At 68.2% G+C, this 21,093-nt stretch carries 16 protein-coding genes and 1 pseudogene; 7 read left to right on the top strand and 10 right to left on the bottom strand.

The features are described 5' to 3' along the window. The first annotated feature begins 3 nt into the window (after positions 1-3). From NTY77_11995 to ppk1, 3 genes are read left to right on the top strand one after another with little or no spacing between them, the layout of a single operon-like run. Positions 4-981, top strand: a complete 978-nt coding sequence (locus NTY77_11995; protein MCX5796210.1) for an ROK family protein — start codon at positions 4-6, stop codon at positions 979-981. After that, positions 974-2,530, top strand: a complete 1,557-nt coding sequence (locus NTY77_12000; GenBank protein ID MCX5796211.1) for an HD domain-containing protein — start codon at positions 974-976, stop codon at positions 2,528-2,530. The genes NTY77_11995 and NTY77_12000 overlap by 8 nt, the downstream gene beginning before the upstream one ends. Continuing rightward, the gene (gene ppk1 / locus NTY77_12005) at positions 2,527-4,584 is read left to right on the top strand and encodes a polyphosphate kinase 1 (protein ID MCX5796212.1); all 2,058 of its coding nucleotides are present in this window, start codon (positions 2,527-2,529) and stop codon (positions 4,582-4,584) included. The genes NTY77_12000 and ppk1 overlap by 4 nt, the downstream gene beginning before the upstream one ends. A 3-nt stretch (positions 4,585-4,587) precedes the next feature. Here ppk1 and NTY77_12010 read toward each other — a convergent pair whose 3' ends face one another. Then, positions 4,588-5,568 (bottom strand): hypothetical protein, encoded by a 981-nt coding sequence (locus tag NTY77_12010; protein ID MCX5796213.1) that lies wholly within the window; start codon positions 5,566-5,568, stop codon positions 4,588-4,590. 183 nt (positions 5,569-5,751) lie between these two features. On the opposite strand from NTY77_12010, the gene NTY77_12015 reads away from it, so the two are divergent. Together NTY77_12015 and NTY77_12020 are read left to right on the top strand one after the other, a co-directional pair. Next, positions 5,752-6,603 carry a helix-turn-helix domain-containing protein gene (locus NTY77_12015; GenBank protein ID MCX5796214.1) on the top strand — a complete coding sequence of 284 codons (852 nt, stop codon included), beginning with the start codon at positions 5,752-5,754 and terminating at the stop codon, positions 6,601-6,603. A 120-nt stretch (positions 6,604-6,723) separates the two neighbouring features. Then, entirely contained in the window at positions 6,724-8,145 is a 1,422-nt protein-coding gene (locus NTY77_12020; GenBank protein MCX5796215.1) for a trypsin-like peptidase domain-containing protein, read from the top strand. A 530-nt stretch (positions 8,146-8,675) separates the two neighbouring features. Here the strand turns inward: NTY77_12020 and NTY77_12025 are convergent. The 7 genes and pseudogenes from NTY77_12025 to NTY77_12055 all read right to left on the bottom strand — a co-directional run bounded on the left by NTY77_12025 (position 8,676) and on the right by NTY77_12055 (position 16,987). Next, positions 8,676-9,668, bottom strand: coding sequence for a methyltransferase (locus NTY77_12025; protein ID MCX5796216.1), 993 nt, complete (start codon positions 9,666-9,668; stop codon positions 8,676-8,678). Positions 9,669-9,802: 134 nt separating this feature from the next. Then, entirely contained in the window at positions 9,803-10,288 is a 486-nt protein-coding gene (locus NTY77_12030; protein MCX5796217.1) for a hypothetical protein, read from the bottom strand. Between the two features lie 84 nt (positions 10,289-10,372). Continuing rightward, positions 10,373-11,461 (bottom strand): response regulator, encoded by a 1,089-nt coding sequence (locus NTY77_12035; GenBank protein ID MCX5796218.1) that lies wholly within the window; start codon positions 11,459-11,461, stop codon positions 10,373-10,375. 4 nt (positions 11,462-11,465) lie between these two features. Beyond that, positions 11,466-12,812 carry an asparagine--tRNA ligase gene (asnS, locus tag NTY77_12040; GenBank protein ID MCX5796219.1) on the bottom strand — a complete coding sequence of 449 codons (1,347 nt, stop codon included), beginning with the start codon at positions 12,810-12,812 and terminating at the stop codon, positions 11,466-11,468. A 119-nt stretch (positions 12,813-12,931) separates the two neighbouring features. Continuing rightward, positions 12,932-15,349 (bottom strand): protease-like activity factor CPAF, encoded by a 2,418-nt coding sequence (locus NTY77_12045; protein MCX5796220.1) that lies wholly within the window; start codon positions 15,347-15,349, stop codon positions 12,932-12,934. Between the two features lie 238 nt (positions 15,350-15,587). Beyond that, a pseudogene (locus tag NTY77_12050) lies at positions 15,588-15,854 on the bottom strand (MGMT family protein). Positions 15,855-15,898: 44 nt separating this feature from the next. Further along, positions 15,899-16,987 (bottom strand): anhydro-N-acetylmuramic acid kinase, encoded by a 1,089-nt coding sequence (locus tag NTY77_12055; protein ID MCX5796221.1) that lies wholly within the window; start codon positions 16,985-16,987, stop codon positions 15,899-15,901. 132 nt (positions 16,988-17,119) lie between these two features. Between NTY77_12055 and NTY77_12060 the strand changes: the two genes are divergently transcribed. Beyond that, positions 17,120-17,482, top strand: coding sequence for a hypothetical protein (locus NTY77_12060; protein MCX5796222.1), 363 nt, complete (start codon positions 17,120-17,122; stop codon positions 17,480-17,482). 93 nt (positions 17,483-17,575) lie between these two features. Next, entirely contained in the window at positions 17,576-19,474 is a 1,899-nt protein-coding gene (locus NTY77_12065; GenBank protein MCX5796223.1) for a hypothetical protein, read from the top strand. A gap of 4 nt (positions 19,475-19,478) precedes the next feature. On the opposite strand, the gene NTY77_12070 is transcribed toward NTY77_12065, so the two are convergent. Beyond that, entirely contained in the window at positions 19,479-19,979 is a 501-nt protein-coding gene (locus NTY77_12070) for a 4Fe-4S single cluster domain-containing protein (GenBank protein ID MCX5796224.1), read from the bottom strand. Beyond that, a partial coding sequence (gene nrdD / locus NTY77_12075) for an anaerobic ribonucleoside-triphosphate reductase (GenBank protein MCX5796225.1) occupies positions 19,976-21,093 on the bottom strand: 1,118 nt, incomplete at its 5' end. The genes nrdD and NTY77_12070, both read right to left, overlap by 4 nt.

A 21,093-nucleotide genomic window follows, 5' to 3' on the forward strand; every position in this document is an offset into this window, starting at 1 on the left:
CCTATGGCCAAGAAAGAGAAGGCTGTCGTCGGCATCGACCTGGGCGCGACCAAGATGCTGGTGGGCGTGCTCAAGGGACGAAAGGTCCTCTCCACGGTCAAGGCCAAGACCGATCCGTCCGGCGGCGAGCGGGAATTCTTCGCGACCATCGCCGCCACCGTGGCCAAGGCCCTGGCCGAAGCGGGCCTCAAGCCCTCCCAGCTGAGCGGGGTCGGCGCGGGCTGCCCGGGCGTGCTCGACTACCGGACCGACCGCATCGTCTCCTCCGCCAACATCCCGTTCATCAAGGACTATCCCCTGGCGCGCAAGCTGGAGAAGCTCTTCAAGGTCCCGGCCGCGGTCGAGAACGACGCCAACATGGGCCTCTACGGCGAGCAGCAGTTCGGCGCCGCGGCCGGCTGCGACCATGTCGCCGGCTTCTTCTTGGGCACGGGCATCGGCGGGGCGCTGATCCTGGGCGGCCGGCTCTATCGGGGCTCCTCCGGCGCGGCCGGCGAGCTCGGGCACATCTTCGTGGACCCCCTGGGGCCCGCCTGCGGCTGCGGCAATCAAGGCTGCCTGGAGGCCCTGGCCGGCCGGCTCGCCCTGGCGGGCGAGGCCGCGGCTTTGGCCGCGCGCGGCGGCGCGCCGCACCTGCTCAACGAGGCGGGAGCGGACGTGCGCAAGCTCAAGAGCGGCGCCCTGGCCCGCGCCGTGGAGGCGGGCGACAAGCAGCTCAAGGAGCTCGTGCGGCGCAAGGCCGCGCTGGTCGGCATCGCCATGGCCAACATCGTCAACGCCTTGGACCCGGAGTGCGTCGTGCTGGGAGGCGGACTGGTGGAGGCCATGGGCGACCTCATCGTGCCCGCGGCCGAGGAGTCCATGCGCCGCCACGCCATGCCGGACATCGTGAGCCACGTGACCGTGGCCCCCGCCAAGCTCGGGGACATGGCCATCGTCATGGGCGCGGCCCAGTGGGTCAGGAGCCGGCTCGATGCCTGAGACCGCGGCCGCCAAGCAGACCGCCGCCGTCATCGACATCGGCTCGGGCGCGGTGCGCATGGTGGTAGCCGAGTTCGGCCCCCAGGCGTCCATCCGGCGGCTGGAGAGCCTCTCCCAGCCCGTGCGCCTGGGCCGCGACGTGTTCACCACCGGCCGCATCTCCGCTTCGGTGATGCGCGAGACCATCGAGATCCTGCGCAACTTCAAGACCGCGGCCGACACCTACGGGGTCAAGAAGATGCATGCCATCGCCACCGCGGCCGTGCGCGAGGCGGCCAACCGCGACAATTTCGTGGACAAGGCCTTCCTGCTGGCGGGCATCGACGTGGAGGTCGTGGAGGGCACCGAGGAGAACCGCCTGGACCTGCTGGCCGTGGAGAGCGCCCTGGAGGACAAGCTGCAGATCCAGAAGAAGAACTGCCTCATCATGGAGGTGGGCTGCGGCGCCACCGAGATCATCGTGATGACCAAGGGCAAGGTGGAGCTGACCCGGACGCTGCCCATAGGGTCCATCCGCCTGCCCGAGCGCCTGGTCCCGGGCCGCAGCGAGCCGGCGGTCATTCAGCGCGTGGTCAAGCGCGCCGTGCATGCCATGGCCGAAGACGCGCGGCGCGAGTACGACCTGGGGCAGGTGGACACCTTCATCGCGCTGGGCTCGGACATGCGCCTGGCCGCCCGGCAGATCGCCGGCGCCGGCGCCGCGGAGCAGGACCACACCATGCTCTCGGTCAAGGACTTCCTGGATTTCGGCAAGCCCCTGGCCAAGGTCCCGCCCGAGGAGCTGGCGGCCAAGTACGGCATCGCCTTCGCGGACGCGGAGACCCTCTACCCCGCGATCCTCATCTCCACCTGCTTCCTTTCCGAGACCAAGGTCGAGAGCCTGGTCGTGCCCATGGTCAGCATCCGCGACGGCCTGCTGCTGGAGATGTCCCAGCTCGCCTCGGGCGGCAAGCGCACGGACGTCTCGCGGCAGGTGACCAGCTCCGCGCGCAGCCTGGGCCGCAAGTACCGCTACGACGAGCCCCACGCCCTGGCCGTGGCCGCCGCGGCGCTCAAGCTCTTCGAACTGCTCAAGGCCGAGCACGGCCTGGGGCCCCGGGAGCGCATGCTCCTGGAGACCTCCGCCATCCTGCACGACATCGGCATCTACATCTCACCTACCAGCCATCACAAGCACTCCGCCTACCTGATCAACGCCTCCGAGGTCTTCGGCCTGCGCAAATCCGACCGGGACATCGTCTCCAACGTGGTGCGCTACCACCGCCGGTCTTTGCCCAAGCCCACGCACACGGCCTACATGTCCTTGCCCCGGACCGACCGCACCGTGGTCGCGAAGCTCTCCGCGCTCCTGCGCGTGGCCGACGCCTTGGACAACCCGCACCAGCAGAAGGTCCAGGATTTCACCTTGGACAAGGCCCAGGACAGCTACACCCTATGGGTGGGGCCCGAGGCAGGGGACGTGTCTTTGGAGCGCCAGGCCGTGCAGAGCAAGGGCGACATGTTCGCCGAGATCTTCGGCCCGATCGCCCTCAAGCAGAGGTCCTCATGAGCCCCGCAGCGGAGAACTTCTTCGACCGCGAGCTCTCCTTGCTCGAGTTCCAGGGCCGGGTCCTGGCCGAGGGCATGGACCCCTCCAACCCCCTGCTGGAGCGGCTCAAGTTCATCGGCATCGTCAGCTCCAACATGGACGAGTTCTTCATGAACCGCCTGCCCCGCCTGGAGCCCGACGTGCCCGCCAGCGCCGCGGCCCGGCAGAAGGCCCGGGACCTCATGCGCGCGCAAGCGCGCTACTTCACGGAGAAGATGGTGCCGGAGCTCGAGGCCGCGGACATCAAGCGCGTGCTGCCGGGCATGCAGGACGAGCGGCAGGCCGCCTACCTCGATAATTTCTTCACCAAGGAACTGCTGCCCATCCTGACCCCCATCGCTTTGGCCCCGGAGCGCGAGGTCCCCGCGCTCACCAACCTGGGGCTTTATCTCGTAGCGGCCCTGGCCGAGCCCGGGCGCAAGGGTTCACCCAAATACGCCTTGGTCGAGCTCCCGCAGAACCTGCCGCGCCTGGTGTCGCTGCCCGCGGACACGGGCTACCGCTACATGCTCATCGAAGACGTCCTGCGCATGAACGCGGGCGCGCTCTTCCGGGGCTTTGAGCTCGCGGCCACGGGCCTCATGCGCCCTACGCGCGCGGCGGTCCTGCCCATCGACGAGGAGCGCGACGAGGACTTCATGAAGCTGATGTCCGAGGCGCTCAAGGCCCGGCGCAGCAACCCCGTGGTGCGCCTGGAGATCGCGGCGCCCGCGGCCATGTCCGCTTTCGTGCGCGAGCGCCTGGATCTGGGCGCGGTCGAGATATACGAGTGCGAGGACTGGCTGGACCTCAAGGGCGTCTCGCAGTTCGCCTTCCAGGCGGGATTTGCGCAGCTCAAGCGCCCGGCCTGGGAGCCCCGGCCCGTGCCCGAGTTCGAGCGGGCCGACGACGTGTTCAAGCTCCTGCGCGAGCAGGACGTGCTGGTCCACCACCCCTACGAGAGCTTCGACTGCGTGGCGCGCTTCCTGGCCGAGGCCGCGGCCGACCCGGACGTGCTGGCCATCAAGCAGACCCTCTACCGGGCGGGGCGGCACTCCTCCATCGTCAACTCCTTGGAGGCGGCGGCCGAGGCCGGCAAGCGCGTGACCGTGCTCGTGGAGCTCAAGGCCCGCTTCGACGAGGAGAACAACATCGAATGGGCCAAGCGCCTGGAGGCCGCCGGCGCCAGCGTCATCTACGGCGTGGCGGGCCTGAAGACCCACGCCAAGGCGGCCTTGGTGGTGCGCCGGGAGCCCGACGGCATCCGGCGCTACGTGCACCTGGGCACCGGCAACTACAACGAGCGGACCGCGCGCCTCTACTGCGACCTGGGCCTGTTCACCTCAAAGGAGGCCTACGCCTCGGACGTCTCCGCCTTCTTCAACATGGTGACGGGCTACTCCCAGCCCGCGGACTGGGCCAAGATCGAGGTGGCGCCCTACGGCCTGCGCCGGCGCCTGCTGCGCCTGGTCACGCGCGAGGCCATGACCTCGACCAAGGCCCGGCCGGGCGCGATCACGGCCAAGATGAACTCCTTGGTGGACCCGGAGCTCATCGAGGCGCTCTACGCCGCCTCCAAGGCGGGCGTGCAGGTGCGGCTCAACGTGCGCGGCATCTGCCGCTTGCGGCCCGGGGTCAAGGACCTCAGCGAGAACATCGAGGTCGTCAGCGTGGTGGACATGTTCCTGGAGCACGCCCGCGTCTTCCACTTCGCCAACCGCGGCGAGGACGAGGTCTACCTCTCCAGCGCGGACTGGATGCCGCGCAACCTGGACCGGCGCGTGGAGCTGATGTTCCCGGTCGAGGAGAAGGAGAACAAGAAGGAGCTCATCGAGCTGCTCAAGCTCTACTTCCGCGACAACGAGAAGGCCTGGCGGCTCCAGCCGGACGGCTCATACCAGAAGGTGGCGGCGGACGCCAAGAAGCGCTTCCGGGCGCAGGAGCACCTCTGCCGGGCCGCGGCCGAGAAGGCCAAGCTGCTGGCCCAGGCCGCGCCCCTCCAGCTCAAGCCGCGCACGGCCCCGAAAGCGGGCTAGACCTTACGACGTTCGGATGCGGCCGATGGCCGCCTCGAGGTCCCGGTCGAAGAGCAGGCCGCCTTTGCCCAGCTCCTGGCGCATCAGCCGCACGGCCATGGCCTTGGTCTGGAGGCTCGACGACCTGATTGCGGACCGCTCCGCCGCGTCGAGCGCCTCCCGGAAGAAGAGGATGCTGCTCACGCTCGCGGCCTCACCCATGGCGCCCCGGATGATCGTCTTCAAGACCAGGTCGCTGGCCGCGCGGTCGGCTATGCCCTTGAGGGCCGAGACCGTGTCCCGGTACTCGATGATCGAGCTCGCGCGGCGCATGTTCCCGATGAGCTCGAGGCTCACGTAAGCCTGCAGCCTCTCGTCGCGGTTCGCCGCGGCCAGTATGCGCATAGCGTCCAGAATCTCACGGGCGGAGATCGCGTTGGTCGCCTCCCTGAGCTTCGCGGCCAGCGCCTTCGCCACGGCCAGTTGACCGTCGTCCGGCCGAACGGCAAAGGCCGGCACCGGCTTGGAATCCTTCGCAGCGGCCATCTGCTCGAGCTGGACCATCGCGCTGACAGGCGCGCCGCTTCCGGACTCCTCGGCCTGGGGCGAGGTCTTGCTGAGGCCGGCAGCTTGGCTGCCGGCCTGCGGGGCCGCGGCCGGTATCGGCTCGGCCTGGGAAACGGCGGGAGACTGGGCCGCGATGGGCGCCGGGGATTGCGCCGGCGCAGCCAGGACCTTGGGGTCGAGCCGCGGGACCGGGCTGTTGATATTAAGGATGCCGGAGAGGGAGGCGCCTTGGAGGCTGGCGGCGGGAGCCGCGGAGAGACCGCCGGAGCCGATGCGCGAAGCGCCGAGCGCGCCCATGCCCGCGTTGGCCGGAACCGCCTGGATTGTGGTCTTGCCCACGACCGCAGCGAAGGCCTGATCAGCCGGCAAGCCCGGGCTCAACGCGATGAATGCCGCCGCCAGGGTGAGCTCCTTGAGACTTTGCTGTGTTTTCATCATGGATACATGATACCGGATGATGCCGCGCTCCCCCTTGGGCCCATTGGGGACACTTCCGAGAGGGAACCGGTCTATAACAGGGGATGAGCAATCGAGCCGGATTCATGCACGGCCGTTGAAATCCAGACGGACCGGGTCCAGAATCATTGGCAGGCGGGGCATTCGGATGTATAATCTTGACCGATGGACATGACCAACTTCAGCCGTTCCTTCGTCCGGATGCGGGCGCTCAGGGGGTTCCGGACCGCCTACGCGTTCTACAACTCCAACGGGGGACGCCGCGTATTCCCCTTCACCTACTCTCATTACCTTAAGATCGAGAGAGGCGGCTGCCTCCCCTCTTTGCCGGCGCTGGCGCTCATGCTGCAGCTCTTGCGCCGGGAGGTCTCGCCCCAGGAGCGCGGCCGTCTCATGCGCGACTATCTGCGCGACCTCTGCGGGAGCGCCCTGGTCTTCGACCAGCTCTTCGCCCTCCTGCTGCCGCCGGCCGGTGAGATCGCCGATGCGAGCGCGCTGGACTGCCTGCAGGGGCGCCTGGCCGTCCACCTCACGCCCAACCAGTTCCGGGCCTTCGTTTCGTCGCCCGAGGCCACCGGCTGCTTCCTGGTGCTGGCCAATGTCCCGGAGGCGCTCTCCGTCGAGCAGATCGCCGGGTGGATCGGCTCCTCCAGAGAGAAGTGTCTGAAGGCGCTCAAAGAGCTGCGCCGGCAAGGGCTGCTGCGCGCACGCGGCAGGGACCGCTACTCGGCCCTCTCGCCCGGACGGCACTACCTCTTCCCCAGTTCCCATGGGCTGGAGCCTTTCTACAAGAAGATGCGCAAGAACGTGGACCGGCTCGCGGCCAGGCACGGCAAGCCGCTTTCCAGCATCAGCAGCGTGGTGCGGCTCTCGCCTCAGGCCATCGCGGCGGCCATCGAAGGCTTCGCCAAGACCTCGTCCGTGAGCGTGGGCCTCAGCCAGAAGATGACGCCGGCCGGGCTCGGGTCGGACATCTGCGAGCTCGAGGCGCGGGTGCGGCGCCTGGTCGCTTTCTAGAGGCTCAGACCTTGTCCAGGACTCGCAGCACGCGGACCGCGCCGACCGTCATCCGGCGGCCGAGGCGCGCGGCCGCGGACCCGGCTTCAGGGCTTTGAAAACCGAAGGGGGAGGTGAGCGATGAGGAAGAACCACATGATCCGCTTCTGCCTGAGCGCCATGCTTTGCAACGTCGCGGCCGTCCCTTCAAGCGCCGCCATCGACGGCGCCTTGGTCGCCAGGCTCAAGCCCACGGTCGTCAACGTCCAGCGCTCCTGGACCGTGGGCCTCAATTCCGAAGGCTCCGGACGCTTCGGCGCCTCCGGTTTCATCGTGGACGCCAAGCGCGGCATCATCGCCACCAACCACCACGTGGCCGGCTCCGGCCCCAGCGTCTTCAAAATCGTGTTCGAGAACGGACAGTCCACAGAGGCCCGCCTGCTCCACTACGACGCCTGGCACGACTTCGCCTTCCTCAAGATAGACCCTGCCCGGCTGGGCTTCCCCCTCCAGGAGGTCGCGCTGGGCGATTCCTCCGCGCTGCGCGAGCAGGACGACGTGGTCATGATCGGCAACAACGACGTCCATGAGTACTCGGTCAAGTTCGGCAAGGTCTCCAACCTGGTCCTCAACAAGGGCCAGCGCCACTCGGCCGCGCTGCAGACCACCTTCGACCGTGCCGGCGGCTCCAGCGGCAGCCCCGTGTTCGATTCTCACGGCCGGGCCGTCGCCATCCACTTCGGAGGCACGGAGACGACCAGCTTCGAACTCAAGATCAACTACCTGAAGGACGCCCTGGTCCGGCTGCAGGCCGGGGAGCCTCTGCGCCGGGGCGACGCGGGGCTGGCCCTGAGCCTGCTGCTGGTCTCCGACGCTCAGAAGCACTTCCACCTGCCCGACGCCTTGGCCATGAAGGTCCTGGCCCTGCGCCCGAAGCTGAAATACATGGTCGGCGTCGGCTCCCGGATCCCCGGCACTCCCGCCTCCGAGAAATTCCTGCCCGGGGACCAGATCCTCGCCATCGACGGGACCTGGATCGGGGACGATCTCTACGGCTTCGACCGCATCGTGGACGGCAAGGTCGGCGGCGAGGTGGAGATCCGGGCCGTGCGCGCCGGCTCCGAGTTCACGGTCAAGCTTCCGGTCCGCGACGCGGAAACACTCAAGGCGCGCCGTTTCGCGCGATTCGCCGGCGGGGTCCTGCAAGACCTGACCCCCGAGCTGCGGCTCCTTTATAACCTGCGCTCGGACGGGGTCTTCCTGAGCGAGGCGGAGCAAGGGTCTTCTTTGTCCGCTCTGGGCCGGGGCAACGTCCGCTACCTCATCGTCATCGAAGGGGTCAACGGCACCCCCACGCCCGACCTGGACGCTTTCGTGAAGGCGACGAAGGGCCTGCGCGACCGGGAGAACGTCTATTTCATCGTCCAGGACAAGAACGAGACCAAGACGGATATCAAGGCCGTCCCCGTGACCTTGGACCTCAAATACTCTCCGCTCGAAGTCTCGGAGTGGTCGCCGGCGGAGCTGGACTGGGTGAAGGAGCCTGCGGGCTCCGGGAAGTGACGAGGATTCCCCCTGCAAGGTTCTGGCCGGCCCGCAAGAAGTCGGCGGCCGCGCACCGATTCCCGGGAGGACTATGTCCGGACACAGTCTCCCGGCGGACTGCTCCTTTGTATCAACTGTGAGTGGCCGGCCAGTTGGTATACGGCACAAACCGGGCGGATAGGCGACAGAGCACTCCCGGTGCCCGGTCCTGATCTCTCCCGAGCGCCTGATGCGCAGCATCAGGCGCAACCGACCCGCGCAACCTGCCCGTCAGGAAGGCCGGCAGGTATCGTGCGGCAATAACGCACGCAAGCGGGTCGGCAGAACTGCTTCAGCCCGGCACTCCTCGCATTAGGCACGCCTTGCGTTCGACACGCCTTGCGTTGCTTTTCCCGATGGCGCAATACCGGCAGGCCGCATTGTGCTGCTTCAGAAGACAGCAGAGCCAAAGTGGTTCTGCCGCCCGGGCGCTTCGCGTCCGGGCGGGGGCGGGCGAGCAAAGCTCGCCCGCGCGCACGACGGGCTTTGTCAGCTCCCGCTAGTGCAGGTCAGGCGCGCGGCAGCCGGCCCGTCACCAGCGCCGTGTCGAACCGCGTGTCCTTCCTCTTGATGGCGCGGAAGCCGGCCGCCCTCAGCCAGGAACCGATCTCGGACTCGGTGTAGGCGTCCCCGCCCGGGGTGGCCACCAGCATGTTGAGCGCGAAGAGCACGCTGAAGGCCGGGGCCGTGCGGCCCTCGTCAACGACGAACTCCTGCACCACGATCAGGCCGCCGGGGTTCAGGGCCCGGGCGCATTTCTGGAAGAGCTTCCGGGTCCCGGCCGGCGAGCAGCTGTGGATGATGGCGGAGAGGAAGACCAGGTCGTTGCCGCGGGGCAGGGCGTCCCGGTCATAGTCGCCCACGCGCACGCCGACGCGTCCGGACAGCCCCGCCTTCTTGATGTAGCCCCTCGTCAATGGCGCGACCTGGGGCAGGTCGAAGACCGTGGCGCGCAGAGCCGGCCGGGCCCGGGCGAAGGCCAGGGCATAGGCGCCCGAGCCGCCGCCCACATCCAGGACCTGGCGGACCCCAGCGAGAGGCAGAGAGGCGACGACCGACTTGGCCTGCAACACGGCCCGCTCGTGCATGGCCGCGATGAAAGGCACGAAGAAGCGCCGGGCTCGTCTGGCGGGAGGATCCTTCAAGACGCTGCGGCCGGCGCGCACGGCGGCGGTCAAGGTGGACCAAGTGTCCCAAAGGTCCACGGTGTGTCCCAGCCCGGCCAGGTAGTCCTGACGGCCCCGCACCAGAAATCGCGCCGCCGTCGGCATGTTGCAAAAACACCCGCCCTTCTTCCGCAAAAGGCCCAGGCAGCATAACGCGCTCAAAAGCCTGTCCGTGGCCCGAGGGTCCGCCTTGACCGCGCGAGCCACCTGGGCGGAACTTCTCGGGCCCCGGCCCAGCGCCGTGAAGACGCCCAGTTCGTAGCCCGTGAGCAGCACGCGGCTAGCCATGAAGCCGCGGGAGATATCCAGCAATGCGCCGAGCTCAGGCTGTCTCATGAGGTCGCTCCGGGGCCGGGGCTCGCGCGACAGCTCCGGCGCTTACGCGCCATCATAACAAAATGTCCGGCCCGGGGGAAAAAAAGGACGCCCAGACCGGCCTGCGTATGGGCGTCCGGTGAGGCCGGCGATGGTCAGTGCTTCTGGTGGGCGTCGTGGCCTAGCTCGTGGCGCTCCTCTTTGAGCTGTTTGCGCTCCTCGCGGATCTCCTGGCGCTGCTTGCGGACGTCGGCTTTGAGCTGGTGCTTCTCCTCGTGGAACTTCCGGCCGACTTCGCGGCGCTGGTCGCTGTAGCTCTTGCGGATGCCCTTGACCTTGGCCTTCTTCTGCTCGGCGCTCAGGCTGGCGTCGGCCTTCGCCGCGTCGATCTCGGCTTTCTCCTTGGCGGCGAGGTCCTTGAGCGCGTCGGCGCGCTGGGCGTTGAAGTCCTGGATCGCCTTGGCGTCTTTGCTGACCTCCTGCCGGTCCTTCCGGATCTCCTGGCGGGTCTGCTGGATCTGCTGGCGGTCCTTCTGGACGTCCGCGCTGGCGGGCGGATTGGCCGGGGGAGTCTGTCCCTGGGCGCTGACCGCGCCGGGCAGGGCGAGGGCTGCGGCGAGCAATGCGGCGTTGATGATCATGGCAAGACCTCCTGATTATGCAAGTAGCGGAATGTGCATATCCTACTATACTACGGCCGGGTCCGCGATTGGTTCGCGCGGCCGCTACTCGGCGGGGACCGGGAGGTCCACGATGAAGAGGCTGCCGCCTCCGGGGCGGTCCTCGACGCGGACGGTCCCTTTGAGCGCCGTGGCCGCCACGCGGCAGAAGGCCAGCCCGATGCCCGAACCCTGGGCTCTGGCGGCGGTCACGTACTTGTCGAAGACGCGGCTCTTGTCGGCGTCGGGCACGCCTGGACCGCGGTCGGCGACCGTGAAGAGCTGGCGTCCGCCCTGGACCGAGGCCTCCACGTTGACGGAGTTGTCCCGCGGGGAGAACTTCAGGGCGTTGGAGACCAGGTTGACGAGGATGCGGAACAGCAGCCCGGCGTCGGAGCGCACCAGCGCGGCCTCGGGGGAGATCCTGGTCTCGAGTCCCACCCCGCGCACGCGGCAATGCACCTGGAAGAGGGTCTTGAGCTTGGCGGCCAAGGTCTCGACGTTGACCGGGGTGAGCTCGGGCTGCAGGCTGGCCGCCTCGGCCCGGCCCATGTCGAGGAGATCGTTGAGCATGAGGAGCATGAACTCCGCGGCCGTCCCGGCCGAGACCAGCAGGTTCTGGTAGGCGGGCTCGGTGATGAGCCCGTGCTGCACGGCCAGCTGCAAAGTGCCCTTGATGGAGGCCAGGGGCGCCTTGAGGTCGTGGACGAGCATGTCGGTCAGGTCCTGGCGGGCGCGGTGGCGCAGCTCCAGCTCGTAGTTGCGCCGGGCCAGGTCGTCGTGGGAGCGCTTGGTCTTGAGGTGCACCTGGACCCGGGCCAGGAGCTCTTCCACGGCGAAGGGCTTGGGGATGTAGTCCATGGCGCCCAGGCGGAAGCACTCCAGGCGGGTCTGCAGGTCGCGCGAGGCGGTCAGGAACAGGAAGGGGACCTCGCCCTCGGGCCCCAGGCCGAGCGACTGGACCAGCTCCATGCCGTTGCCGTCGGGCAGCCCGATGTCCACGATCAGCATGTCGGGCTTGGCGGCGTGGAAGGCGCGCCGGGCCTCGGCCACGGTGCCCACCACCTGGGGCTGGTAGCCGGCGCTCTCCAGGACGGTCTGGGCGAAGCCCTGGATGTTGACGTCGTCCTCGACGATGAGGATGCGGTGGGGCATGGGGCTACGGGTAGATCCGGTAGAGCATGCGCGGGAAGGCGATGGTCTCGCGGATGTGCTCGATGCCGCAGATCCAGGAGGTGGTGCGCTCCACGCCCAGGCCGAAGCCGCCGTGGGGCACGGAGCCGTAGCGGCGCAAGTCCAGGTACCACTCGAAGGCGGCCTGGGGCAGCTTGTGCTTGGCGATCTGGGCTTCCAGGTAGGCCAGGTCGTCGGCGCGCTGGCCGCCACCGATGATCTCGCCGTAGCCTTCGGGCGCCAGCACGTCCACGCAGAGGGCCTTGGTGTCGTCGGCCGGGTCGCGCTTCATGTAGAAGGCTTTGACGTCGGCGGGGAAGCGGTGGACCATGACCGGGCGGTCGTACTCCTCCGCGACCGCGACTTCCTGGGGCGCGCCGAAGTCGTCGCCGTAGGTGAACTCCACGCCCTTGCGCTTGAGGATGGCCGCGGCCTCGTCGTAGCTCACGCGCGGGAAGGGGGTCAGGACCTTTTCGAGCTTGGTCGTGTCGCGCTCCAGCTCCTTGAGGTCGGCCGCGCAGTTGTCCAGACAGTGGCGCACGATAGCGCAGATGAAGCGCTCGGCCAGGTCCATGACGCCGTTGAGGTCGCAGTAGGCGACTTCGGGCTCCACCATCCAGAACTCGGTGAGGTGCCGCCGGGTCTTGGAGCGCTCGGCGCGGAAGGTGGGGCCGAAGCAGTAGACCTTGCCCAAGGCCATGGCCGCGGCTTCCATGTAGAGCTGGCCGGACTGGGTCAGGTAGGCCTTGCCTTCGTCGAAGTAGTCGAGCTCGAAGAGGTTGGTGGTGCCTTCGCAGGCGCTGGGCGTGAAGATGGGCGCGTCCACCTGAACGAAGCCGTCCTGGTCGAAGAAGTCGTTGATGGCGCGCTTGACGTGGGCGCGCACCCGGGCGATGGCGGCCTGCTTGCGCGAGCGCAGCCAGAGGTGGCGGTTGGTGAGCAGGAAGTCGGGGCCGTGCTCCTTGGGGCCGATGGGATACTCGCGGCTCAGATGCACGATCTTGAGGTCCTTGATGCCGAGCTCGGCTCCGCCCGGGGCGCGCTCGTCGCCGCGCACCGTTCCGCTCACGATGAGGGCGGTCTCCTGTGTGGCGGACTTGGCTTTCTCGAAGACCTCGGGGGAAAGGTCGCCTTGGAAGGCCACGCACTGGCAGATGCCGGAGCCGTCGCGCACCTGCAGGAAGGCGAGCTTGCCCTTGGAGCGCATGTTGTAGAGCCAGCCTTGGAGGCTGACTCCTTGGCCGACGTGGCTCTTGAGGTCCTTGATGCGCACGACGGGGGGGAAGCCTTCGGGGAGGATGGTCTTGGGGGCGTCTTGGGAAGCGGTGTCCATGGGGAGATTATACCTATTGGGTTTGCGGGTTTGGGGACACAATACCTAATTCCTCTGGAAATGAACCGCCCGGCCCTTTGCAGGGCCGGGCGGCGAGTTAAGTATTGTGTCCCCGAACTCTATTTGCGGCGGTTGGGGCGGTTCGGCCGGGACTTTGAGGTCGTGATTGCGGGCCTCTTGGCCGGCTTCGGCGTCGGAGCCACTTCCGGGGCAGGCGCTGGAGCCGCGGCGGGGGCCGCGCCCATCAGGTCCTGCACGGCCTTGATGATGGCCAGGCGGTACTCGGCGAAGCCCGTCTGCAGGTCCTTCTGAGTCATGTTGTAGGGGATGTCCGGGACCACGCCCAGGTTCTCGATGGGCTTGCCGTTGGCGCGCTCGGCGATGCTCCAGGTCGCGTTGAGGTCCGCGATGCCGAACTGGTTGGGCAGCTCGAAGGGCATGACCATGCCGCCCGCGCCCGCCGTGCGCACGCCCATCTGGGTCACGCGCTTGTTGTCCTGCATGACAGCCGGGAAGAAGTCTCCGCCCGAGAAGTCGAGCTCGTTGGTCAGCAGCAGGATGGGCCCGGTGTAGCGCTCCTCCGCCTTCGGCGCCGGGTCGATCTCGTCGACCCCGTTGATCCAGGTCAGGTCGGTGAAGCGCTTGCCCGCGTCGAATTGCTTGAGTATGAACTGGGCGAAGCGGACGAAGAGCTGCATGAACTTCTGGGTGACGGGATAGCCGGAAGCCGTCGGCTCCTCGTCTTTTTCCTCGGCGTCGGCTTTCGGCGCGGCGCGCTGGGCGCTGGAGCCCTGCGCGCCCTGCATCACCTTGAGCAGCAGGTCCGCGGCCCACTTGGCGTTGTTCTCTCCGATGATCAGGCGATGGTGCGGCGTCTTGAGCGGCTTGTCCGTCAGGTGCGAGAGCAAGGCGTACATGTAGAAGACGTCGCCGCCCGGGTTGTTGACCTGGTCGATGACCAAAGACTTGATGCCTTCCTTGTTGAATTTGGCCGTGAGCGCGCCGAAGGCCTTGGCTTCCTTGGCGCCGCCCTCGTAGCTCGCGATGCGGACGAAGCCCGCCTTGCGGCCGTCCTTGGTCTCGAAGATGTAGGCGTGGAAGGGATCGTCCTCGCCGGCCTGCCAGAGCACCTTGCCCAGGCTCGGCACGAAGCTCTTCTTGGCCCCGATCATGAACGGATTGTCCGCGGCTTCATCGCGCATCTCGGCGAAGAGCTTCGCCAGCGGGTGGATGGCGTTGGCCACGGCGCGGCTGAGCAGGCTCTTGAGGCTGCTGGCGCTGAGCTGCGGCGCGCCGATCGAGCCGTCGATGGCGGATTCCGGCGCCACCGCGGCGGGCTGGTCTGCGCTGAGCAGGCCCGCGTCGCGCACCGGCACGTCCTGCGGGACCAGCTCCGGGGTGTAGTCCCAGGCCATCCTGGCCTTGACGACCTTGCCGTCCTGGCCGCGGATCGAGAACGTGACGTCGCCTTGCGGGACCTGGTCGCCCCGGCTGCGGCGCCGGTTGGTCAGGAACAGCTCGGCCAGACGCAGGTCGGTGCCGGCCGTGTTGCCGCCGAGCCGGGCCGCGAGCTGCTGGACGGCCTCGCCCGTGGGCTTGCCGTCGAAGGTCACGACCTCGTCGCCCAGCTGGAAGGGGAAGTTCGCCTCCGGGAGCTGCTCGCGGTCGATGTAGGCCAGGAAATACTTGCCTTCCGCGCCGGTCACCAGGAACGGCAGGCGCGCGCGCTCGGTGGAGTCGAACGAGATGCTCACGTGGTAGTCGCGCATCGAGGCCACCAAGGAGGCGAGCAGGTCCTGGAACTCGCGCGTCGAGATGTCCGGATTGGCGAGGATGGCCGCCTTGGCCTTGTCGTACTCGCGCTTGAGATCGAGCTTGAACTGCTCCTTCTTCCATTCGATGGGCGCGTACTGCTCCGCGAACACGGCGGCCACCTGGTAGAGGGTGTGCAGCATCTTCTGCTGCTTGAGAGACGACGCCGGCGAGGCCGGGGCTTCCTGCCCCTCGGGGGCCAGAGCGAAGACCTCGCCGGCCTCCGGGGCACCCTGCAAAGCCTTGAAGACCTTCGTCCCCAGGCCTTGGGCGCTCTCGGCGGAGGCTTGGGCCACGGGGCCGGCGCTCTCCAGGAAGGTCATGACCTCGTTGGTCATCCCGCCCACCTTCTGGGCGGCCGCGGCCGGGCTCTGCTCCGGGGCCTCGGGAGCGGCGGGCAGAGCCTTAGGCAGGACGCTGACGGGGGAGACCGGCTGCCCCAGAGCCGGCGCGGCCGACGGGATGACGAGCATCGCGCTGGGGGAGACTTGCGGCACGGCGCTGAGAGTGCCTTTGAGCGAGGCAGCGCCCAAGAAGCCCGCTGAGCCCAGGCCTAGGTTGGAGACGGCTTGTCCGGGCAGCGCGGTCATCGGCATGGTCATGCCGGCCGGGCCGGTGCGCGTGGTCACGGGGCTGACCACGCCGGCGGCCCAGAGGCTCGGCGCGGGGCAGGCGATGAGCAAGGCCAAAGTGGAAGCGGCGGCGCGTCGGCAAAGGTGCTTCATAGAGTTCTCCCTTCCGGCTGATGTCTTCGAGTGTGGGTATCTTACCACCCTGCGCGCGGATGCGAGTGGGGCGAATGGGCCCTGGCAGGTCAGGCAAACGGCCTATGCGCGAATAGGATAAGGGTCTTATGTCCCGGCAAGGCAAAAAGGAGGCCGGGGATGGGCCGATGGCGCTGCTATGGGTTCGGTGGGCAGCCTCGGCGCGATCCCCAGCCTACTATATATACGAGCGAGGGGGTCATTTTGTTCCCTTGCGCAGGGCGCCTTCTTTTTCCAGCAGGCGGCGCTTGGCCGCCACGCCGCCCGGAGCGGAAAAGCCGGTCAGCCGGCCGTCGGCTCCCACGACCCGGTGGCAGGGCACGGTCGGCGCGAAGGGGTTGCGGCCCAGAGCCTGTCCCACGGCGCGCGCGGCCTTGGGCTTGCCGATGCGGCGGGCGATCCAGCCGTAGGTGCGCACCTGGCCCTTTGGGATCTCGGCGCAGGCTTTCCAGACGGCCTGATAGAAAGGAGGATGGTCTTTCATCTTCTGTAGGATCTGTCTGGGCAGCTTCATGCGGGCACCACCTTGCCGAGGATCCGCCGGCCCCGGGCTCCGGTGGCCTGCGGGCAGTTGTTAGTCCGGCCCTGCCAAGCGCGCAGGCCGAGCCAGGCGAAAGCCGCCGCTTCCTTGGCCATGACCGGCAGGCCGAAGCGCTCCGAGTTGTCGACCGGGACCGGCGCCAAGAGACGGGAGAGGCTCTCCATGAGAACCGGGTTAAGGGCTCCGCCGCCGCTGACCACCACCTCCCGGACCTTGTGGCGGGGGAAGACGAAGCGGCGATAGGACTCCGCTATGGAACGGGCCGTGAAGAGGTTGAGCGTGGCCAGGACATCGGGCAATCGGGCCAGCGTGAGGCGCTGGAAATGCCGGCGCAGGAAAGCCGCGCTGAAGCTGACCTTGTCGAGCGACTTGGGCGGCGGCCGCCGGAAGAACCGGTCGCTCAGCAGCCGGGCCACGAGCCTTTCGTCCGGCCGGCCGCGCCGGGCCAGGCGCCCGTTCCGGTCCATCTGCAATCGGCCGGATGTGGCCAGGCGCGCGGCCTCGTCCATGAGGCTGTTGCCCGGGCCGGTGTCGAACGCGGTCCAAAGGCGGCCTCGCCCCGCCACCGAGACGTTGCCGATGCCGCCGATGTTCTGCAGGCAGCGCAGGGGGCCGGAGGCGAAGAGGAACTCGTCGAAGGCGGGAACCAAGGGCGCGCCCTCGCCGCCCGCGGCCATATCCCGGGTGCGGAAATCCGCGGCCACGGGCAGGCCGGCGCGCTCGGCGATGACCGCGGGCTCCGCGATCTGCATGGTGTTGGGAGGGCAGGCCCGCGGGCCGTGCCACACGGTCTGGCCGTGCGAACCGATGACCAAAGCTCTGCGCCCCCGCCCGATGCGCTTGGCGGCGCGGCCGAAGGCTTCGCCCAGCTCGAAGTTGAGGCGCGAGAGTTCGGCCGCGCTCAGGGTCGGAGCCGCGAGCACGCGGCGGCGCAGGGCCGGGGCGTAGGGGTAGGTCTCGCAGCGCAGGACCGTGATGCGGCGGCCCCGGAAGTCCGCCAGAGCCGCGGTCACGCCGTCGGCGGAAGTCCCGGACATGAGACCGATCGCGAGGGCCATGGGATATGGGGACACCATACTAAATTTGCCATGAATGGAGGGCGAACTTTGGGCGGTCCGGGCCGTATTATAGGAAGCAGGAACACGCCGTGCCCCCGATGGGGAGGAGGCAGTGCAATGACGATCCGAGTTATGATGGCGGCTATGCTGGGGCTGGCGCTCCTGGCTTCCGGCGCGCAGGCCGGCGACAAGACCAAGTGGCAGAAGGAACATCCGCGCCGCACCGAAGTCAACAAGCGCATGAAGAACCAGAACAAGAGGATCGAGCAAGGCGAGAAGAGCGGCAAGATCACCCAGCAGCAGGCGCGGAAGCTGCACAAGGAACACCGGCGCATCCGCCGAGAAGAGCGTGACATGGCCGCGCAGAACGGGGGCCACATCACCAAGCAGGAGCAGAAGGCCTTGAACCAGCAGGAGAACAAGGAGAGCCGGCGGATCTACAACGAGAAGAACCCGGCTCCGGCGCCCGCGCCGGCCCCAGCGCAGGGCCAGTAAGAGTCAGGACTCAAGGAAGGCCCGCCTGGCCTAAAGGCCCGGCGGGCCTTCTTGCGTGTGACATCGGCCTTCGCCTGTGATACCATACCTCTGATGCGCAGGCCTAGAGTCGAGCCGTTGTGGCTGGCCATGGCCGCGGCCACCGGCCTGTTCCTGTGGCTCAAGAGCCTGGTCCCGCTGGCGGCCGCCGGCGGCGCCGGCCATGACGACGCCCTGTTCGTAAGGCTGGCCGACAACATCCTGCGGGGCGGCTGGCTGGGGCCTTACGACGAGCTGACCCTCGCCAAGGGTCCGTTCTTCTCGCTCTGGATCGCGGCGGCTTACCGGCTCAAGCTGCCGCTGGCGCTCACCCAATCTCTGGTCTACGCCTTGGCCGGCTGGCTCTTCGTGGCCGCGCTGAGGCCGCAGGTCAGACGGACCTGGCTGCTGCTCCTTCTTTTCATCGCCTTCCTCCTCAACCCCCTGGGCTACAACCTGGATAACCTCCGCGTGGTCAGGGAGGGTCTCTATGCGCCGCTCACGGCAGTGGTCATGGCTTTGGCGGCCTGTTGGCTGGCCTCGCAGAAGCAGCCCGGAGCGCGGCCCTGGCTGTGGGCTGGAGCGCTCGGCGCGGCGGTGGCCGCCTGCTGGCTGACCCGGGAGGAAGCCGCGGAACTGGTCCCGACGCTGGCGTTCCTGGCCGCGGCGGCGGCGGCCCAATGCGTCCGCGCCAAGGCCTCCTTGGTCCGGCCAGTTCTTCTGGCCGGGGTCGTGGCCGGGACCGCATTGGCGGGCGTGGGGCTGCTGCGCTGGCAGAATCATAAGGAATACGGCCTCTGGGATGTCGTGGACCTCAAGCAAGGAGAGTATCGCGCGGCCTACGGCGCGCTCTGCCGCGTGCTCCCTGAGCCGAGTTCGCGCCATGTGCCGGTCTCCCGAGAAGCTTTGACCAAGGCCGCCCAGGCGAGCCCGGCTTTCGCGCGCCTGCTGACGCTCTTCAACCCGGCCTGGGCCATGCACGGCTGCGTGATGGAGCGCATGGAGACCTGCGACGGCGAGCTGCGGGGCGGCTGGTTCAGGTTCGCCTTGCGCGACGCGGCGGCCAAGGCGGGCTGCTATACGTCGGCCGCGGCCGCGCGCGGCTGCTACCAGGGCGTGGCCGATGAGGTCAACGCGGCCTGCGCGCAAGGGCGCTTGAGTTGCCTGCCGCCGCGGGACAGCTGGGTGCCGCCCTGGCGCGCGCCTTACGCGGCGCGGACCGCGCGCAGCCTGGGGCGAGCGGTCTATACTTTGCTCGCTCTGCCCACGCTCGACATCCGTCCCGGCTTCAGCGAAGACGGGCGCTGGCTGGGTCTTTTCCAACGGCTCATCAAGGGACGCCTCTTCCCCTTAAAGGACCGGTGGACGGTGCAGGGCGAGGTGGTCATGGACGCCCTGCTCAACGGCCATGCGGTGTTCCTCTCCAAGGAACTGATGTCTTACAGCGCGCTCCAGCAGGCTTTCGGACCTCTGGATCGCAAGCGCACGCATATCATCTTCACCCTGTGCAGCGACTGCTGGGACGCGTCCTGCGTCTTGGTCCTGCAGGGCCGGCAAGGGACCTTGGCGAGCATCCCGGCTGCGGAGCTCTTAAGGGGCGGGCCATTCGACTTTGGCCGTCTCAAGGTGCTGGTCAAGAAGGCCAGCAAGCAGGAGATGTCGGCCGGCTACGATGCGCGGCAAGCTGAGCGCCTTTTCAGCCTGCTGCGCTGGGTCGGAAATCTCTACCGGATCCTGATTCCCGCGGCCTTCTTGCTCGCTTTGGTCTGCTACGCCCGGTCTCTGAGGGACTGGGGCTTGCTTCCGGCTCTGAGCACGGCCTTGCTCATCGCCGTGCTGACCCGCTTGCTGCTCTTTTCCTTCATAGACGCGACGTCCTGGCCTGCGGTGAACCTCCTGTATTTCGGGCCGTGCTATCCCCTGCTCATCCTGTTCTGCGGGACGGCGGTCTGCAGCGTCCTGGGCAAGGATTGATCGTTTACCAGCCCTCTTTGACGAGCATCACCTGCCCGGCCGACAGGCTAGCGGGTACGTCGATGACGCGCTGATTGCGCGAGCCTCGGAAGGCCAGCCCGGGGTCGCGCTCGGCCGCGATGAAAGGACCATCCACGAGCACGTCCAGCTCGCCCAGAAGGCGGTTCGTCTCCTCGCCGCCGGCGCGCAATTCCTCGAAGAGAAAACCGGTGTAGCCGACCAGGTGCAGACCAGCGGCCTTGAGCCGCGCGGCGAGAGCGGCCGCGGCGACGGGCTGCAGGAACGGCTCGCCCCCGGAAAGCGTGACGCCGTCCAGGCCGCGGAGGGAAAGGATATCCCGGACCAGGCTTTCGACAGCGGCCGCTGCGCCGCCCGCGGGATCATGGGTCGATGGGTTGTGGCAGCCCGGGCAGTGTCTTTGGCAGCCTTGCAGAAAGACCGTGCAGCGGATGCCCGGGCCATCCACGTAGCTTTCCTTCGCCAGCCCGGCGATGCGCAGGGTCACAGCCGGTGCGGGATGCGCGCTTTGAGCTCCGCGCGTTTCCCGGCGTTGAAACGGTCCTCGGTCGAGAGGTAGCCGGTCACGCGGCGGATGCGGCGGATGTCGGTCGAGCCGCAGGAGGCGCAGGCGCCGTCTTGAAGCCCGCGCCGGCCGCAGGCGCGGCATTCGTCGATCGGGAAGTTGATGCCGGCGTAGCCGGCGTCGAGCTCGGCCAGGCGCTTGAGCAGCTTCTCGACGGCCGCGATGTTGTGCTCGGGCGCCGAGGGCAGCTCGACGTAGCTGATGTGGCCGGCGTTGCACAGGCGGTGGAACGGCGCCTCGCGCTCCATCTTCTCGAACGCCCCGAGCGGGCAGGCCACGGGCACATGGAAGGAGTTGGTGTAGAAGTCCGAGTCCGTGACGCCGCGGACCCGGCCGAAGGTCTCGCGGTCCAGGAGCGTGAACCGGCCGGCCAGCCCCTCGGCCGGAGTGGCGTAGCAGGTCACGTTGAGGTCGTGCTCGCGGGAGAGCCCGTCGGTGAGCTCGCGGACCCGTCCCACGATCTTCAGCCCCAGTTGCAGCGACTCGTCGCTCTCGCCGTGATGCCGGCCGGTCAGGGCCGTGAGCGCCTCAGCGAGCCCGATGAACCCGATAGCCAGCGTCCCGTGCCGGAGGGCCGGCTCGATGGCGTCGTCCGGGCCCAGAGCGCCGGAATCGAGATAGAGCCCCTGGCCCATGAGGAAGGGGAGCTCGCGCGCCTTGAGCGAGCAGAGGACGCGATAGCGATGCAGGACCTGCCGCCCGGCCAGGGCCACGAGGTCGTCGAGCTCCAGCATGAAGCGCTCGGGCGTCCGCGCGCGCAGGGCCAGGCCGGGCAGGTTCATGGTCACGGGCGCTATGTTGCCGCGGCCGGCCGCCACCTCGGAGCCCCGCCGGTTGCCCATGACGCGGGTGCGGCAGCCCATGTAGGCGACCTCGTCGCCGTAGGGACGGTTGAAGCTCGCGTCCATTAAGCTGAAGGTGGGATTCATGCGCCGCGCCGCGACTTTCATCGCGAGCTGGAAGAGGTCGTGGTTCGGGTCGCCTGGTTCGAAGTTCCCGCCCTTCTTCAGCCGGAAGACGATGTTCGGGAACAGGG

The sequence above is a fragment of the Elusimicrobiota bacterium genome (genome assembly GCA_026388095.1).
Classification (GTDB): domain Bacteria; phylum Elusimicrobiota; class Elusimicrobia; order UBA1565; family UBA9628; genus UBA9628.

Bases quoted from the DNA above. Each gene is read 5' to 3' on its own strand.
- NTY77_11995 (MCX5796210.1), top strand. From the start codon at position 4: ATGGCCAAGAAAGAGAAGGCTGTCGTCGGCATCGACCTGGGCGCGACC.
- NTY77_12000 (MCX5796211.1), top strand. From the start codon at position 974: ATGCCTGAGACCGCGGCCGCCAAGCAGACCGCCGCCGTCATCGACATC.
- ppk1 (MCX5796212.1), top strand. From the start codon at position 2,527: ATGAGCCCCGCAGCGGAGAACTTCTTCGACCGCGAGCTCTCCTTGCTC.
- NTY77_12010 (MCX5796213.1), bottom strand. From the start codon at position 5,568: ATGATGAAAACACAGCAAAGTCTCAAGGAGCTCACCCTGGCGGCGGCA.
- NTY77_12015 (MCX5796214.1), top strand. From the start codon at position 5,752: ATGGACATGACCAACTTCAGCCGTTCCTTCGTCCGGATGCGGGCGCTC.
- NTY77_12020 (MCX5796215.1), top strand. From the start codon at position 6,724: ATGAGGAAGAACCACATGATCCGCTTCTGCCTGAGCGCCATGCTTTGC.
- NTY77_12025 (MCX5796216.1), bottom strand. From the start codon at position 9,668: ATGAGACAGCCTGAGCTCGGCGCATTGCTGGATATCTCCCGCGGCTTC.
- NTY77_12030 (MCX5796217.1), bottom strand. From the start codon at position 10,288: ATGATCATCAACGCCGCATTGCTCGCCGCAGCCCTCGCCCTGCCCGGC.
- NTY77_12035 (MCX5796218.1), bottom strand. From the start codon at position 11,461: ATGCCCCACCGCATCCTCATCGTCGAGGACGACGTCAACATCCAGGGC.
- asnS (MCX5796219.1), bottom strand. From the start codon at position 12,812: ATGGACACCGCTTCCCAAGACGCCCCCAAGACCATCCTCCCCGAAGGC.
- NTY77_12045 (MCX5796220.1), bottom strand. From the start codon at position 15,349: ATGAAGCACCTTTGCCGACGCGCCGCCGCTTCCACTTTGGCCTTGCTC.
- NTY77_12055 (MCX5796221.1), bottom strand. From the start codon at position 16,987: ATGGCCCTCGCGATCGGTCTCATGTCCGGGACTTCCGCCGACGGCGTG.
- NTY77_12060 (MCX5796222.1), top strand. From the start codon at position 17,120: ATGATGGCGGCTATGCTGGGGCTGGCGCTCCTGGCTTCCGGCGCGCAG.
- NTY77_12065 (MCX5796223.1), top strand. From the start codon at position 17,576: ATGCGCAGGCCTAGAGTCGAGCCGTTGTGGCTGGCCATGGCCGCGGCC.